The sequence below is a fragment of the Rhodopila sp. genome, assembly GCF_965277825.1.
GTDB lineage: Bacteria > Pseudomonadota > Alphaproteobacteria > Acetobacterales > Acetobacteraceae > Rhodopila.
In genome coordinates, this window is sequence record NZ_CBDIDU010000003.1 from 19,531 (window position 1) to 32,775 (window position 13,245).

The window sequence follows — 13,245 nt, forward strand, 5'->3', positions numbered from 1 at the left end:
ACCAAAAGCGACCGCACTCTAGAACGGGGTCTGGTGTTTCAGAACGGGGTCTGGCCGAACAGGGTGTCGAGCACCGCGTAGAGCAGGCCGCCGATCAGGAAGCCGACGATGGTTCCGTTCATGCGGATATATTGCAAGTCCTTGCCGACGCGCAGTTCAAGGCGGTCGACGATCGTTGCGGTATCCCAATTTGCGACCACCTGGCCGATGAAGTCGGCGATGCGCACCTGGGCGGTGGGCAACATGGTGCGCACCAGGCCCTCGGCGGCGGCCTGCAGCCGGGCGCGGGCCAGCGGGTCGGCTTCCAGGATGGTGCCGAGGTTGCCCAGTGCGTCCTGGATGTAGGGCACCACCCGGCCGTTTGGCTTGGCGATGTCGGCTTCCAGGCCGGCGCGGAGGCGGGCCCAGATGTCCCAGATCCAGGTCTGGATGGTTTCATGGGCAACCACCCGGCGGATGGCGGCGCCGACCTCGGCGGCGCGTTCGGGTTCGGTTTCCATGCGGTTGATTTCGCGGCGCACCCATTCGTCGAACGCGGCGCGCAGGTCGGAGCCGTCGGGGCTCATTTTGTCGAGTTCGGCGTTGATTACGGAGAGCACGCGGCGGGCGATGGAGGCGCCGAGCGCCCAGCCGACGAGGCGGCCGCCTTGTTCGCGGACGCGGTCCTCGATGGCGTGGCGCAGCGCGCCCTCGCGGCCGCCGAGGGTGGTTTTCAGTTGGCCGAGGACGAAGCCGAAGACTTCCTGGTGGCGGCCGCCGTCGACCAGGCTGTGCAGGGCGCGGGCGACCACCTGGCCGGCAGCGGGGCCGCCGACGATCCTTGGCAGGACGCGGGCGACGATGCGGCGGGCGCGGCCGTCCTCGACGGTGGCGAGCAGGCGGGGCAGCACGCCAGACAGGGCGACGGCGGCGGGGCGGGCAGAGGCCGGGTCGGCGAGGAAGCGGGCGAGGATGCCGGGCAGGTCGAGGCGGGCGAGGACGTTGGCGACCTCGGTGCTGGTAAACACGTGGGTGGCGACGAAGCGGCCGAGCGCCTGGCCGAGGCGGAGGCGCTGGTTGGGGATGATGGCGGTGTGCGGGATGGGGATGCCCAACGGGTGGCGGAACAGCGCGGTGACGGCGAACCAGTCGGCGATGCCGCCGATGAAGCCGGCCTTGGCGGAGGCTTGCAGCAGTCGGGTCCACCAGTCGGGGGGGAGGGAATAGCTGGCGATGGTGAGGCAGGCCATGAGGACCAGGAGGCCGGTCGCGAAGCTGCGGTGGCGGCGCAGGGTGCGCCGGGCCAGGGTGTCGGGGTCGGGGTTGGTCATTGGGTGGGTTGTTTAGGCGCGGGGGGCGGGGGCGTCTAATCGGGGGGGTCGCGGCGCTGCGCCGCGTGCTTGCGATCGAGTGTAGAATAATATATTCTCAAGTGAGAGAAATATTAGGCGATGTGATGCAGACCCAAGCAGGCTCCTTGTTCACGCCGACCGAGGCGGCCGTTCTGACTCGGTTGTCGGTCAAGGCTGTGAACAACGCCATCGACAAAAAGACGGTGCCGACGGTCGCCGGCAATCGTGCCGGCTATGCGACCAGGCTGCTGGATTTGCGCGCGCTGATGTCCTTGGCACTGGAGCGCCGGCTGGTGGACCGGCTGGTGCCGGAAGCGCGTCGTGAAGTGTTCGATGCCGCGGCTGCCGCGCCGCGTGACCTTGTGTCCCTGGAAGGTGGATTGCTCACGATCGATCTACGCGAGCCGCGACGGGAACTGGCGACCTCGCTGCGCATGCTGCGCCGCGCCCGCGATGCCGTGCTGAGCGATCCCGACATCATGGGCGGCGATCCGGTGTTCCGGGGCACGCGCGTGCCGGTGCACAGCGTCGCCGCGTTACTGGGGCAAGGTCAAACCGGGGCGGAACTGTTGCATGACCACCCTCGCCTGACGGCCGAGATGGTGCGCTTGGCCCCGATCTATGCGGCGGCCTATCCGTTGCGGGGGCGACGCCGGGCGCAGCCGTGGCACGATCATCCGCCGATACGGAGCACACGCCGGAAGCTGGCGTCGATTGGGATGGAATGAAGTTTCTGATTGATGAGTGCTTGAGTATCGATCTGGTTTCGGTTGCCAGCCAGGCTAGACACGAAGCCCAGCATGTCGCCCATGTCGGCAAGGCCGGATGGAAGGACTGGAACGTTGCGCGCCATGCCGCCGATGGTGATTTTGTGCTGGTCACGAACAACGCGGGCGACTTCCGGCGGCTGTATGGAACGCAGTCGCTTCACGCCGGCCTGGTCATTATCATCCCCAACGTCAACCGCGCGGCGCAGCAGCAGTTGTTCCGCGCTGCGCTCGATGAACTGACCGGGCTTGGGAACAGCCTTGCGTCTGCTAGGGAAGGCTGAGGCAAAGCCTCTCGGCGGCCTACGACCCGCGCGGGTCAAGTGCATCGCGCAAGCCGTCGCCGACCAGGTTGAACGACAGCACGCAGAGGAAGATCGCCACGCCGGGGAATACCGCGAGCCAGGGTGCCTGGGTGAGGAAGCGCTGGGCGGCGTTCAGCATCGAGCCCCAGGACGGCGATGGGGGCTGCTGGCCCAGGCCCAGGAACGACAGCGAGGCCTCGGCGATGATCGCCGCCGCCAGCGACAGCGTGGCCTGCACCAGGACCGGTGGGGCGATGTTGGGTGCGACGTGGCGCATCGCCACGTGCAGGCCGTGGGCGCCGAGCGAGCGCGCGGCCTGGATGTAGTCGGCGCTGCCGACCTCCAGCGTGGCGGCGCGGGCGACGCGCATGAAGCGGGGCGCGGTGGACACGCCGATGGCGATCATCGCGTTGGCGAGATCGGGCCCGAGGAACGCGGTCAGGGCGATCGCCAGGATCAGGAACGGACAGGCCAGCATGGCGTCCACCAGCCTCGACAGTCCGGCGTCGATCCAGCCGCCGGAGAAGCCGGCGAGCAGCCCGGCTGGGACGCCGATCCCGGCGGCGATCAGCACCGAGACGACGCCGGCCAACAGGCTGGCCCTGGCGCCGAACAGCACGCGCGAGAACACGTCGCGGCCGTTCTCGTCGGTGCCCATCCAGTGCGCCGCGGACGGGGCCTTGCGGATCGCGGTCCAGGATGTGGCGATCGGGTCGAACGGGGCGATCAGCGGCGCCAGCAGCGCGGCGGCGACGAACAGCACGATCACGGCGAGGCCCGCGACCGCGGCGGGGCGGCGCAGAAAGCGGCTGACCGCGAGGCTGGCGGGTGCGCGTGGCGCGGCGGCGGGTTCGGTCGAGCGCGGCGCCAGGGTCGCCATGGCGGTCACCGCGCCGGGCCACGCGGCGGGCTGTTTAAAGGAAGTGTCGTCACCGTGTCGAGCCGGGGGACGGGATGCTGAAAGGGAATGTCGTCACCGTGTCGGGCCGGGGGACGGGATGCTGAAGGAAGTGTCGTCACCGCGTCGGGCAGAGGACTGGATGCTGAAAGGGAGTGTCGTTGCCGCGTCGAGCCGGGGGCAGGCTGGTGAAAGAGGGTGTCGTCACCGCGTCGGGCCGGGGGACTGTTGCGACGCGGTTTCGCCACCACGGGCGCGCGGTTTTCGTGTATCGTCATGCTCGGCGCAGCCTTGGGTTGATCAGCGCGTAGAGCACATCGGCCAGCAGGTTCAGCACGATGAACAAAAACGCGGTGACCAACACCACACCCTGCACCACGGGATAGTCCCGGTCGAACACCGCATCCACCACCATCTTGCCGAAGCCCGGGATCGAGAACACCTGCTCGGTCAGCACCGCGCCGGACAGCAGGGTGCCGAGTTCCAGCGCGCCCAAGGTCACCACCGGGATCAGCGCGTTTCGCAGCGCGTGGCGCAGGATGACGCGCCACTCGGGCAGGCCCTTGGCGCGGGCGGTACGGACGTAGTCCTGATCCAGCGTCAGCAGCATGGCGCTGCGGGTGTGGCGCATCAGGATCGCGGCGATGGCGTTGCCCAGCACGAAGGCCGGCATGATGGTGGTGGCGAGCGAGCGCCCGAAATCCTGGGTCAGCGGCACGTAGCCGGACGGCGGCAGCCAGCCGAGGTCGACCGAGACCAGCAGGATCAGCATGATGCCCAGCCAGAACGTCGGCATCGACAGGCCGGCCAAGCCGATCGCGTTGGCCAGGTAATCGAGCGGGCCGTTGCGCTTGACCGCGGCCAGCACGCCGGTCGGCACGCCGATCAGCACGGCGATGACAAAGGCCATGACAGCCAGTTGCGCGGTGACCGGCAGCTTCTGTGCGATCAGTTGAGCGACCGGCTGGCGGGTGTGCCAGGAGTAGCCGAGGTTGCCGCGCAGCAGGTTGCCGACCCAGTGCAGGTATTGCAGCGGCAGCGCGTGATCGAGCCACAGCTCCTGGCGGATCTGGGCCACTACCTGGGGGTCGCCGCTCTGTTCGCCGGCCATGGCGAGGGCCGGATCGCCGGGCATCAACTGCTGCAGGCCGAACACCAGCATGCTGACCAGGATCAGGGTCGGGACAATCTGGGCGAGGCGGCTGCCGAGGCGGAATCCCAAGGTCGTTACTTCGGCGCGGTGGTTTGCATGGCCAGTCCCTGCAGCCGGATCAGCCCGTCGGGCACGGCACGGAAGCCGGACAGTTTCGTCGACAGGCCGACGATGTTGACCGGGTGATACAGGTAGATGATCGGCAAGTCCTTTTGTTCCTGCTGCATCATCCTGGCGTAGTCAGCTAGCCGCGCGACCGGGTCGGTGGCGGTGCGGGCGGCGTCGAGCGCGGCATCGACGATCGGGTTGTTGTAGTGGCCGTAGTTCTGCCCGATGCCGGAATGCAGGAAGACATAGAGGTTGCCGTCGGGGTCGGGGCGGCCCGACCAGGCGAGCAGCGCGGCCTGGAAGTTGCCCTGGTGGCCGGCGGACAGGAAGGTGGCGACATCGACCGGACTGATCTTCACCTCGAAGCCGGCGTCGCCGACCATGGATTGGATCACCTCGGCGAGCTGGGTTTGATCCGGCGTGTTGGGCACCATCACCGTTACCTCGATCGGCGTCGGCGCGCCGGATTGCTTGACCAGCGCCTTCGCCTTGGCGAGGTCGCGCGGCGCCGGTTCGATGCTTTTCACGTAGAGCGGCGAGGCCGACGACACCGCCTGCGCGGTGGGCTGATACATGCCGTTGAAAACCACATCGACCAGCGCCTGGCGATCGATCGCCGCCTGGAACGCCTGGCGCAGCAGCGCGCTCTGGCCGATTGGGGTTTTCGAGCGCGGGCCGTTCGCCAGGTTGAAGGTGATGCCGTTGTAGCCCAGCGCCGGGGAGGTGACGATGCGCAGGCGGACGTCGCGCTTCACCTCGGCGACGTCGGAGGGAAGCACGCGTTCGGCGAGGTCGATGTTGCCGGTGTGCAGGTTGGCCAACTGCACCGCCGGGTCGGGCATCGGCTGGTAGATCACGCGGTCGAAGTGGATGTTGGCGGCGTCCCAATAGCCGGGGAAGCGGTCGAGCACGATGCGGTCCTGGGCGATTCTTTGCTGGAAGCTGAACGGGCCGGCGCAGACCGGGTGGAGGCCGAAATCCTTGCCTTCGGCCTCGGCGGCCTTGGGCGCCAGGATCATGCCGGAGCGGTCGGTCAGGGTGGCCAGCAACGGCGCCGAGGGGGATTTCAGCACCAGCCGCACGGTCAGCGGATCGACCACCTGGATGTCGTCGATCATGTTGATCTCGCCGCGGCGATAGCTGCCAGGAAAGTCGAGGTAGCGCCGCAGGGAGTATTTCACCGCCGCGGCGTCGAGCGGTTCGTTGTCCTGGAACTTGACGTTGGGGCGCAGGTGGATGACCAGGGTGTGCGGGTCGGCCCATTCGTAGCCCAGCGCCAGTTGCGGCACGATGCGCAGCTTTTCGTCGATGTCGAACAGCTTGTCGCACAGGCCGGCGAACACGATGCGCCCGACATAGGAGCCGGCCAGGGCCGGGTCGAGGATGTCGGGGTCCTCGCGGAGGGCGATGCGCAGGGTCTGTGCCCGTGCCGGGGCCGAGGCGGCGAGCAGGGTGGCCAGGCCGCAGATAGCGGCCAGCAGGCGGATGCGCATGATGTTTGTCCTGACGAGAGAGCCGTCCCGGTGGCGATTGTGCGGAGGACGGCGGCTGCCGGCAAGCGGGGGGTCGGCGGATCGCCGTGGTTCGGCGATCGCGATGTGGCTGCACCCGCGTTCAGTGCTGGATCAGCGCGTATCGTGCCGGTTTGCTGGGGCGCAGCGCGCCGCCGCGGACCTTGTCGCGGTAGCGCGTCACGATCGGGTCGACCAGGCTGGTGAGCGCCATCGCGACCAGCAGGCTGAGCAGGATGCCGGTGACGAATACGGCGTAGCTGTAGCCTACAGTGAAGGTCAGCAGCACCACCAGTACATCCTCGTGATACAAATACAGTGGGTAGGTCAGGCCACCGAGCACGCGGTCGGTGTCGCGCCATCGGGCGATGTCGCTGAAGGCGAGCAGGCTGAGCACGCCCAGCAGCAGGCCGAGGACGATCAACTGGCCCGCCAGCGACGGCGCCGGCATGCCGGCGACCGGATAGAGGGACTTTTGCAGGACAGATTGCCAGAGCATGGCGGGGAGCGTCAGCGCTACCGTCAGCCAGCCGGCGCGGCGGCCGAGAGTGGCGAAATACAGCCCGGCGCCGAAGGCGAAATACGGCAGGAACTGCATCATCCTAACGCCGCTTCCGTGCACCGCGAAAACGAACAGCGGCAGCAGCAGCAGCGCCGCGGCGGTTGCCGCGATGGTGAAGCCGTTGTTGCCGGGCAATCTTCGCCCAATCGTGATGCAGCCGGCCATCACCAGGTAGAATGCCATCTCGACGCGGACTGCCCAGGTGATGTCGAGGAAGTTATAATTTATCGAGCGATCGGCGAACGGGGTGATGCCGATGAAGTTCAATGCCAGGTTGGCTGGCGCGAAGGCGTTGGCGGGAAACGACGGCTGCGAACGCCACAGCCGCGCCCCGCCGGTGGCCCGGAACACTTCGTGCGCGAGCATCGACAGCGCGACGGCCAGCAGGAAGTGCGGAACGATACGCAACAGGCGGTTGCCGAGGAACGCGCCGGCGCGTTCGCGGTAGATGCAATCGATCGCTTCAGTGATGACGAAGCCGGACAGCGCGAAGAACACCAGGACGGCGATGTTGCCGACCGGGTACGGCGCGAACGCCCGGGCGAACGGCAGTGGCGCCAGGTCGGCGGCGAAGTGTTGAAACATCACCAGCATCGCGAGCAGCAGCCGGAAGCCGCCAAAATGACGGTAGCGATACCCGCTTTTTTGATTTTGGTCAGCCAATGTCATCTGGGCGGTGTCATCTGGGCGGTTCCGGTTCCCGCCGAATGGCGGCTGGCTAAACGGTGCCGGTTTGACACCGTTGCCGATCATTTACCGGATTTTTGCCAGTGATAACGGATGCGCACAGGAAATTCATTGCAGACGGTATTATCGGCGCGCTCGTTCGCCGTTGGATCGCGTATTTGTGTCGGCGCTGCGTGCGACCGAGCGCCGCCCGTTGGCGAGGGCGGGGCGCGTGGAGTCAGTGCAACGCTTATTCCGCCGCTTGCGCCACCGGCTGCTTCCACGAGTGCAGCACTGGCAGAACTTCCTTGGCGTAGAGTTTCAGGCCATCCTCGGCGAAGGCGTAGGGCGTGCCACCGAAGCGGAACGAGGTCGCCAGTTCGAAGTCGCCGACCAGGGCGCGGCGTTCCTCGAACATCCGCAGGATGTGATCGGGCGTGCCCCAGACGGCGGCCTGCATGAAGGCGGAGACGATGCCGTCCATTCCGACCTGCTTGGCCAGGGCGATTTTCTGGGCGTAGGCGTCGTATCCCTTCACCGTACTGAAATGTTCGCCGAGCAGTTCGTAGTGATAGAAGTTGCTTTCGACGAATTTGCCCATGTATTGACGGGCTTTGTCCTCAGCGCCGTCCATGGTCGGGGTGCAGACGCAGAAATCCGCCAGCAGCGGCGGCAGCGCGGGGGCGGCGTGCATCTGGCGGGTGAGGTCGCGGTGTTTTTGGATCGCCGGCATCCGCATCGGCCACGGGCGATCGGCGAACATCACCATCCGGGCGTTCAGTTTTGCCGCCGAGATGACGGAATCATCGGACGACGCCACGGCGTAGACACGGCCGTCGATCGGTTTGTAGGGGCGCGGGCGCAGTTCGGTGCGCGGCTGGGGGTAGAACTTGCCGTTGCCTTCGATGAAGCCGGTGCGCAGCGCGTCGACGATCATTGCGGCGGCCTCGTCGAAGCGGCCGCGTGATTCGTCCATGGTGCCGCGGAAGGCGTGGAACTCGCGCCGAGCCAGGCCGCGGCCCATGCCGAGGCGGAGGCGGCCCTTGCTGAGCAGGTCGACCATGATGGCGCGTTCGGCGACGCGCAGCGGATCGTTCCACGGCAGGATGACGGCGGCGGTGCCGAGGTCGATGTTGGGGCAGACCGCGGCGAGGTAGGCCATCAGTTGCAGGTTGTCGGGGCAGAACGAGTAGTCGTTGAAATGATGCTCGACCGACCAGAGCGCGTCGAAGCCGCTGTCGGCGGCGAGGCGGGCGAGCTTGATTTCCTCGTCCCAGACCTGTTCGTCCGAGACCCCGGTCCAGCCGTAGCTGGCGAACACCATTTGCAATCCGACGTCCATTGCATCCTCCTGGTTCGTTTGGCCGGCATGTTTTCATGGACCCGCGCGGGCGGCAAATTTGGCGAGGTGCCGGGCGGGGGTTAAGTTGCGGGCCTCGAACACTGGTTGCACACACGGGCCGCGGAGAGGGGAAACACCGGATGGCGTTGAAACGGATGGTGCTGGAGATCGGCATGGGCTCCGATATCAGGGGTGCAGAACCGACCAAGGCGGCGGTGCGGGCGCTGCGTGATGCGCTGTGGCACAATTCGCTGAGCGTGGCGGCGGCGCTCGGCCTGGATACCGATTCCATGCAGGTGGAGGTCACCATCGGCGTGCCGCATCCGGAGCGGGTGGACAAGGAGGCGGTCCTGGCGGTGCTGCCGCACGGCAGCGGGACCGTCAGCGTGGTCGATGGCGGGCTGGAGATCGCCACTGACGACGGCACCGGGTCCACCCTGATCGCCAATGCCGCCGCGGTGGTTTGGCTGGAAATCGCGTAGGGAAACAATCACCATGGCACGCAAGCGCGTCATCCTGGAACTGGGCAGTGGCAACGACCTGCACGGCGGGGATTATACCAAGGCGGCGTTGCGGGCGGTGCAGGACGCGCTGCACCATTCGTCGCTGTCGATGCTGGGCTCGCTGGGCATCGACGCCAGGACGCAGATGTTCGTCGAGGTGACGATCGGGGTGCAGCAGCCCGAGAAGGTGGATACCGAGGCGGTGAAGGCTTCGCTGCCGCACGGTATCGTTACGGTCCGCGCGGTGAAGGGCGGGCTGGACGTGATCGACCGCGAGCGCGGCGACAATGCGGTGATTGCCGCCGCGGCGGTGGCGGTGCGGCTGGAGTTGGGGTGATCTGGGGCATGATCGCGTCGCGCGGAACGGATTCGGCGGCTTTCTAGAGTAACATTCATAGCGTAGGTTGAATCCCTTGCGCCAACTTCTTCCGCCATGCCGGTTATTTCCAGTCACCGTGAAAATGCTCTAGACTAGGGTCCGTTCGCATTTTGATACCTGTCATGGGGAAGACTTGAACCAGTCAAGCGTTGCGGCGATTGCAATACCGGCGGCGTAGGAGGTCGCCGTTTTGTCGTAACGCGTGGCGATTGCCCGCCACTCTTTCAGGCGCGCCCAGCAGCGTTCGATCAGATTGCGGTGACGGTATATGTAGTCTGGGCACGGCTCTGGCTGCTTGGCGCTGCTGCGGGACGGCACGACCGGGATCGACCCCATCGCCCGCGCTGCCGAGCGGAACGCCTGCGCGTCACACGCCCTGTCGGCCAACGCCCATGCTGGCGCCTTGGGCAGACGCCTCAACAGCAGCAACGAGGACGCTAGCTCATGCGCCTGACCCGGTGCCAGGACAAAGTCGAGAAGGCGCCCAGCGGCATCGCAAACACCGATGATTTTACTGCCAAAGCCGCCTCGCGAACGACCGAGGGCCTCGGTATCGCCGCCGCTGTTGCGATTGAATCGCAGAGTCACATGGTCGGTTTGCTGGGGCGCGCTCCGGCCGCCTTCTGGTGCGCCCGCGCAACCGTGCCATCGATGCAGGCAAAGGCCAGCTTCGGCTCACCCTGAGCAACGACGTGCGCCATGATCTTGTCCCAGACGCCTCGCATCGCCCAGCGGCGGAAGCGCAGGTAGGCGTGGTGCCAATTGCCGAGTTCGGCGGGGATCGAACGCCACTTGGCGCCGTTGGCGAGGCGCCAAATGATCGCCTCGATCGTGCGACGGTCTTCCTTGCGCGGACGCGCGCCACGGATCCCGACCGCTGCGATCGCGGCCTCGAACTTCGCCCATTGGGCGTCGGTCAGAACTTGCATGGTCTTCCCCCGGCTATAGCCGCAGAAAACCAGGACCTTACTCGATTCGCCAAGTGCTAAAATGCGAACGGACCCTAGTTAGATAGTTGAATCTCATAACGCTGACCGTTGTGTAGGAGACAGCATGCATGACGAGCGTGACTTGGCAGGAGCCTTGAATGACCATGGAAGAAAAGTTTGAAAGCGAACTCCATAGGGCTATTCATCGCAAAATAATCCAAGCCAAACACGCGAGAAACCTTCACCCTCTATCACTCGGTATGCCGCCAGGAAAGAAGCTCGCCGATTATGCTCTCTTCGCTGGGAGGGTCATCCTTGAACACAAGGCCTATCTGCATACCCCCGATCACGATAAAAAAGGCCGAGCCTTAAACGCTTTCTTTGAAAGCATGATTGCGAAATACCATATTCCGCGAGAGCAAGTCCCAAATTTTCGTGAGCGTATCAGCCTGGATGAGCAGAAGAAACTCCGAAAGCTTGAAGATGGTTTTTACCATAAGCTCCAAGCTAAAATCAATGCATGCAACAATCAGATCAGGGATACCAAAAAGTTTCTCGGTGTGCCGAATGCAATTGGCGTTGCATTCATCACGTTCGACCGCGTCAGCTGGATTATCCCTGGTATTGTTGCACAGCGCTCCTGGCGCAGCCTGCCAAATCTCCGGCACACCGACTTTGCAATTGCTGCGATACGAACACCTGACTTCAACCGAGTGTCCATTCAATACATGGGCCCGACAGACATGGATCCGAAGCACCAATCAGCCCTAAGGGACGTCCTCGATGTCATGGCCGTGGGCACGCGGCGAAAGCGTTATGACCTTTATACCGCGATGCGAATGGAATGGGAGGGGCAGATTTAAGCCGTTCCCAGGTCGGACTTAAACGGTATGGCGGGGCGCTTGATCGCCGTCTAATGGCCAGACTTTCCACGCCCAGCATGACCGGGCAATATCAGCTTTATGGCTCGCTCAACCGGACCAGCCGCCCCCCCCACGCGCCGTAAGTTCCGCCCCTTCGCCGAGGCATTACAGGATCTCATGGAGCCACGGCTTGAACCTGGGAGCTTAACCGTAACCCCTCTTCTACTCTCACAGATCCTTCACGTAAGCGAATCCACAGTCCGCCGCTGGATACATGGATCCACCCCAACTACCCGTACTTTCCTGAAGATCCGTGCCAGACTTGAAAGCAGCAGGTTATCCCAGCGGCAAAAGGCTGACTTGATCTCGGCCTGTGCAGAACAAATCGATTGGGGCGATGAACCGTTGATGATGCAGCGAACCATCCGCTCTTTGGAGACGGTCGTGGTTCCAACCCCAACGCCGCCAGCCCCGATCGGCCCAGGCCCGAGCCTTCAGGAAACCGAGGCCGGATTCGACCTCAAACCCCGCGCGCCACCCGATATTGAACGCACCGTCCCAGCCAACTCGCGCTTCACCGGCGCCTCCAGACGCATGCAAAACGCCTGCAATCCTCCATTCTTTCGATCAACAACACGCACAAGGCGCTGGCCGAGGAATTTCAGGACTACTGCCTGTTCCTGGGCGCCGATCTTGCCTGCCTGGACGTGGCCAGTCTTTGGTCGGTAGGGACCGGTTTATCCGAACAGCTTTCCGCGTCTATGGCCTCTGGTCCCAGCGTCCTCACCCCTGAGCTGGAGCCCGGTATTGTCGCCGCGTTCAAGTCGCTGATGGTCGATCACACCGCCTTCATCATGGGTTTTGCCGACGGCAGGGAGCTGCACGAGCGCGTCATCCGCGCCCGGGAAGCGGCCGCGGCCAATCCCGATCTCCAATCCCAGTCGAATTCCGTCCTGCACCCAATGACCTCGATACCGCGCCTGCTGGCCGAGCGAGCGCGCCGCATGGTGCAGGCCCTTACCCGCGCGCTCGCTGCCACACCGTCCGCCGCGTTCGACCTTCTCGCCAGCAGCACCGATGTCGCGCGCAACAGCATCGTGGCGTTCGCCCGCGCCTTTCTCCGGTATTGCTTGGCGCCGAAGCAACAAATCTCGCGCTTCTCCTGGCTGGCTACGAACACGCGGAAGTCCTGCGAGCCGCCACGATTTATTTCCGGGATAACATGCCACAGATTCTCGCTCTGTTTGCACAGGATCAACAGATCATCAATTGGCTGGCATGGCTGGTTCAGCGGCTGCACGACCTGAAGATATAATTCACTAGGCTAGCGTCCGCGCCAGACCGGATCGCGTTTTTCGACGTAGGCGCGGATGCCTTCGACGCGGTCTTCGCTGCTGTATGGGCTGAGGCCCTCGTTCAGGCGCAGCGCGGCGGGGACCGGCAGGCCGTTGGAGCGGATCGTGGTTTCCTTCATCCGGCGCAGCGAGACCGGGGCGTTCTGGCAGATCGCCTCGGCCATTTGCAGGGCCTCGTTCACGGCCTGGCCGCGGGCGACGACGCGGTTCACCAGGCCCCAGCGGCGGGCGTCCTCGGCGCTGATGTATTCACCGAGGTAGAGCATTTCGTAGGCGATGCCGGAGGGGATCATGCGCGGCAGCATGACGTTGGCGAAATGGGCGCCCTTGCCGCGCTTGGCTTCCGGCAGGCCGAAGCGGGCATGATCGGCGGCGATGCGGATGTCGCAGGCCAGCGCCAGTTCCATGCCGCCGGCGACCGCCGGACCGTTCACCGCGGCGATCGTCGGCTTGGCGGTTTCGTAGACGACTTCGTAGAGGTAGCGCTGCACGCGGGACAGCAGCGGCTGGAACGGCTTGCCCTCGGCGTCCTGCTGCGCTCGGGCCTTGAGGTCGGCGCCGGCACAGAACGCG

The 13,245-nt window shown here is 65.2% G+C and carries 15 protein-coding genes; 6 read left to right on the forward strand and 9 right to left on the reverse strand.

Going from position 1 to position 13,245, the window contains the following annotated elements; translation table 11 throughout:
- Positions 1 to 38 precede the first annotated feature (38 nt).
- The gene (locus ACQY4T_RS00390) at positions 39 to 1,310 is read right to left on the reverse strand and encodes a DUF445 domain-containing protein (RefSeq protein ID WP_428530728.1); all 1,272 of its coding nucleotides are present in this window, start codon (positions 1,308 to 1,310) and stop codon (positions 39 to 41) included.
- Between the two features lie 65 nt (positions 1,311 to 1,375).
- On the opposite strand from ACQY4T_RS00390, the gene ACQY4T_RS00395 reads away from it, so the two are divergent.
- Both ACQY4T_RS00395 and ACQY4T_RS00400 read left to right on the forward strand, forming a co-directional pair.
- On the forward strand, positions 1,376 to 2,059 hold the full coding sequence (locus ACQY4T_RS00395) for a DUF433 domain-containing protein (protein WP_428530731.1): 684 nt from the start codon (positions 1,376 to 1,378) through the stop codon (positions 2,057 to 2,059).
- 20 nt (positions 2,060 to 2,079) lie between these two features.
- Positions 2,080 to 2,382, forward strand: coding sequence for a DUF5615 family PIN-like protein (locus ACQY4T_RS00400; RefSeq protein WP_428530734.1), 303 nt, complete (start codon positions 2,080 to 2,082; stop codon positions 2,380 to 2,382).
- Between the two features lie 19 nt (positions 2,383 to 2,401).
- On the opposite strand, the gene ACQY4T_RS00405 is transcribed toward ACQY4T_RS00400, so the two are convergent.
- The 5 genes from ACQY4T_RS00405 to ACQY4T_RS00425 form a co-directional block, all read right to left on the reverse strand.
- Complete coding sequence (locus tag ACQY4T_RS00405; RefSeq protein WP_428530737.1) at positions 2,402 to 3,283, reverse strand: ABC transporter permease; 882 nt, start codon at positions 3,281 to 3,283, stop codon at positions 2,402 to 2,404.
- Positions 3,284 to 3,575: 292 nt separating this feature from the next.
- A complete protein-coding gene (locus tag ACQY4T_RS00410) occupies positions 3,576 to 4,523 on the reverse strand; it encodes an ABC transporter permease (protein ID WP_428530740.1) in 948 nt (315 codons plus the stop codon).
- Between the two features lie 5 nt (positions 4,524 to 4,528).
- Complete coding sequence (locus ACQY4T_RS00415; protein ID WP_428530743.1) at positions 4,529 to 6,055, reverse strand: ABC transporter substrate-binding protein; 1,527 nt, start codon at positions 6,053 to 6,055, stop codon at positions 4,529 to 4,531.
- A 121-nt stretch (positions 6,056 to 6,176) separates the two neighbouring features.
- Entirely contained in the window at positions 6,177 to 7,304 is a 1,128-nt protein-coding gene (locus ACQY4T_RS00420; protein ID WP_428530746.1) for an acyltransferase family protein, read from the reverse strand.
- A gap of 247 nt (positions 7,305 to 7,551) precedes the next feature.
- Positions 7,552 to 8,643: an LLM class flavin-dependent oxidoreductase gene (locus tag ACQY4T_RS00425; RefSeq protein ID WP_428530749.1), complete on the reverse strand. Its 1,092-nt coding sequence runs from the start codon at positions 8,641 to 8,643 to the stop codon at positions 7,552 to 7,554.
- Positions 8,644 to 8,783: 140 nt separating this feature from the next.
- Between ACQY4T_RS00425 and ACQY4T_RS00430 the strand changes: the two genes are divergently transcribed.
- Both ACQY4T_RS00430 and ACQY4T_RS00435 read left to right on the forward strand, forming a co-directional pair.
- The gene (locus ACQY4T_RS00430) at positions 8,784 to 9,125 is read left to right on the forward strand and encodes a Lin0512 family protein (protein ID WP_428530752.1); all 342 of its coding nucleotides are present in this window, start codon (positions 8,784 to 8,786) and stop codon (positions 9,123 to 9,125) included.
- A 13-nt stretch (positions 9,126 to 9,138) separates the two neighbouring features.
- A complete protein-coding gene (locus tag ACQY4T_RS00435; protein ID WP_428530755.1) occupies positions 9,139 to 9,483 on the forward strand; it encodes a Lin0512 family protein in 345 nt (114 codons plus the stop codon).
- Positions 9,484 to 9,645: 162 nt separating this feature from the next.
- On the opposite strand, the gene ACQY4T_RS00440 is transcribed toward ACQY4T_RS00435, so the two are convergent.
- Both ACQY4T_RS00440 and ACQY4T_RS00445 read right to left on the reverse strand, forming a co-directional pair.
- Positions 9,646 to 10,113, reverse strand: a complete 468-nt coding sequence (locus tag ACQY4T_RS00440) for an IS5 family transposase (RefSeq protein WP_428530758.1) — start codon at positions 10,111 to 10,113, stop codon at positions 9,646 to 9,648.
- Complete coding sequence (locus ACQY4T_RS00445) at positions 10,110 to 10,454, reverse strand: transposase (RefSeq protein ID WP_428530761.1); 345 nt, start codon at positions 10,452 to 10,454, stop codon at positions 10,110 to 10,112. The genes ACQY4T_RS00440 and ACQY4T_RS00445 overlap by 4 nt, the downstream gene beginning before the upstream one ends.
- A gap of 158 nt (positions 10,455 to 10,612) precedes the next feature.
- Here ACQY4T_RS00445 and ACQY4T_RS00450 point away from each other — a divergent pair, with 158 nt between their 5' ends.
- Complete coding sequence (locus ACQY4T_RS00450; protein WP_428530764.1) at positions 10,613 to 11,317, forward strand: hypothetical protein; 705 nt, start codon at positions 10,613 to 10,615, stop codon at positions 11,315 to 11,317.
- 761 nt (positions 11,318 to 12,078) lie between these two features.
- On the forward strand, positions 12,079 to 12,624 hold the full coding sequence (locus tag ACQY4T_RS00455; RefSeq protein ID WP_428530767.1) for a hypothetical protein: 546 nt from the start codon (positions 12,079 to 12,081) through the stop codon (positions 12,622 to 12,624).
- 17 nt (positions 12,625 to 12,641) lie between these two features.
- Here ACQY4T_RS00455 and ACQY4T_RS00460 read toward each other — a convergent pair.
- On the reverse strand, positions 12,642 to 13,245 hold a 604-nt coding region (locus tag ACQY4T_RS00460; protein ID WP_428530770.1), incomplete at its 5' end, for an enoyl-CoA hydratase/isomerase family protein.

Excerpts from the sequence above, each read along its gene's own strand:
- ACQY4T_RS00435 (WP_428530755.1), top strand. The coding sequence starts at position 9,139 with ATGGCACGCAAGCGCGTCATCCTGGAACTGGGCAGTGGCAACGACCTG.
- ACQY4T_RS00455 (WP_428530767.1), top strand. The coding sequence starts at position 12,079 with ATGGCCTCTGGTCCCAGCGTCCTCACCCCTGAGCTGGAGCCCGGTATT.
- ACQY4T_RS00445 (WP_428530761.1), bottom strand. The coding sequence starts at position 10,454 with ATGCAAGTTCTGACCGACGCCCAATGGGCGAAGTTCGAGGCCGCGATC.
- ACQY4T_RS00390 (WP_428530728.1), bottom strand. The coding sequence starts at position 1,310 with ATGACCAACCCCGACCCCGACACCCTGGCCCGGCGCACCCTGCGCCGC.
- ACQY4T_RS00450 (WP_428530764.1), top strand. The coding sequence starts at position 10,613 with ATGACCATGGAAGAAAAGTTTGAAAGCGAACTCCATAGGGCTATTCAT.
- ACQY4T_RS00430 (WP_428530752.1), top strand. The coding sequence starts at position 8,784 with ATGGCGTTGAAACGGATGGTGCTGGAGATCGGCATGGGCTCCGATATC.
- ACQY4T_RS00420 (WP_428530746.1), bottom strand. The coding sequence starts at position 7,304 with ATGACATTGGCTGACCAAAATCAAAAAAGCGGGTATCGCTACCGTCAT.
- ACQY4T_RS00405 (WP_428530737.1), bottom strand. The coding sequence starts at position 3,283 with ATGGCGACCCTGGCGCCGCGCTCGACCGAACCCGCCGCCGCGCCACGC.
- ACQY4T_RS00425 (WP_428530749.1), bottom strand. The coding sequence starts at position 8,643 with ATGGACGTCGGATTGCAAATGGTGTTCGCCAGCTACGGCTGGACCGGG.
- ACQY4T_RS00415 (WP_428530743.1), bottom strand. The coding sequence starts at position 6,055 with ATGCGCATCCGCCTGCTGGCCGCTATCTGCGGCCTGGCCACCCTGCTC.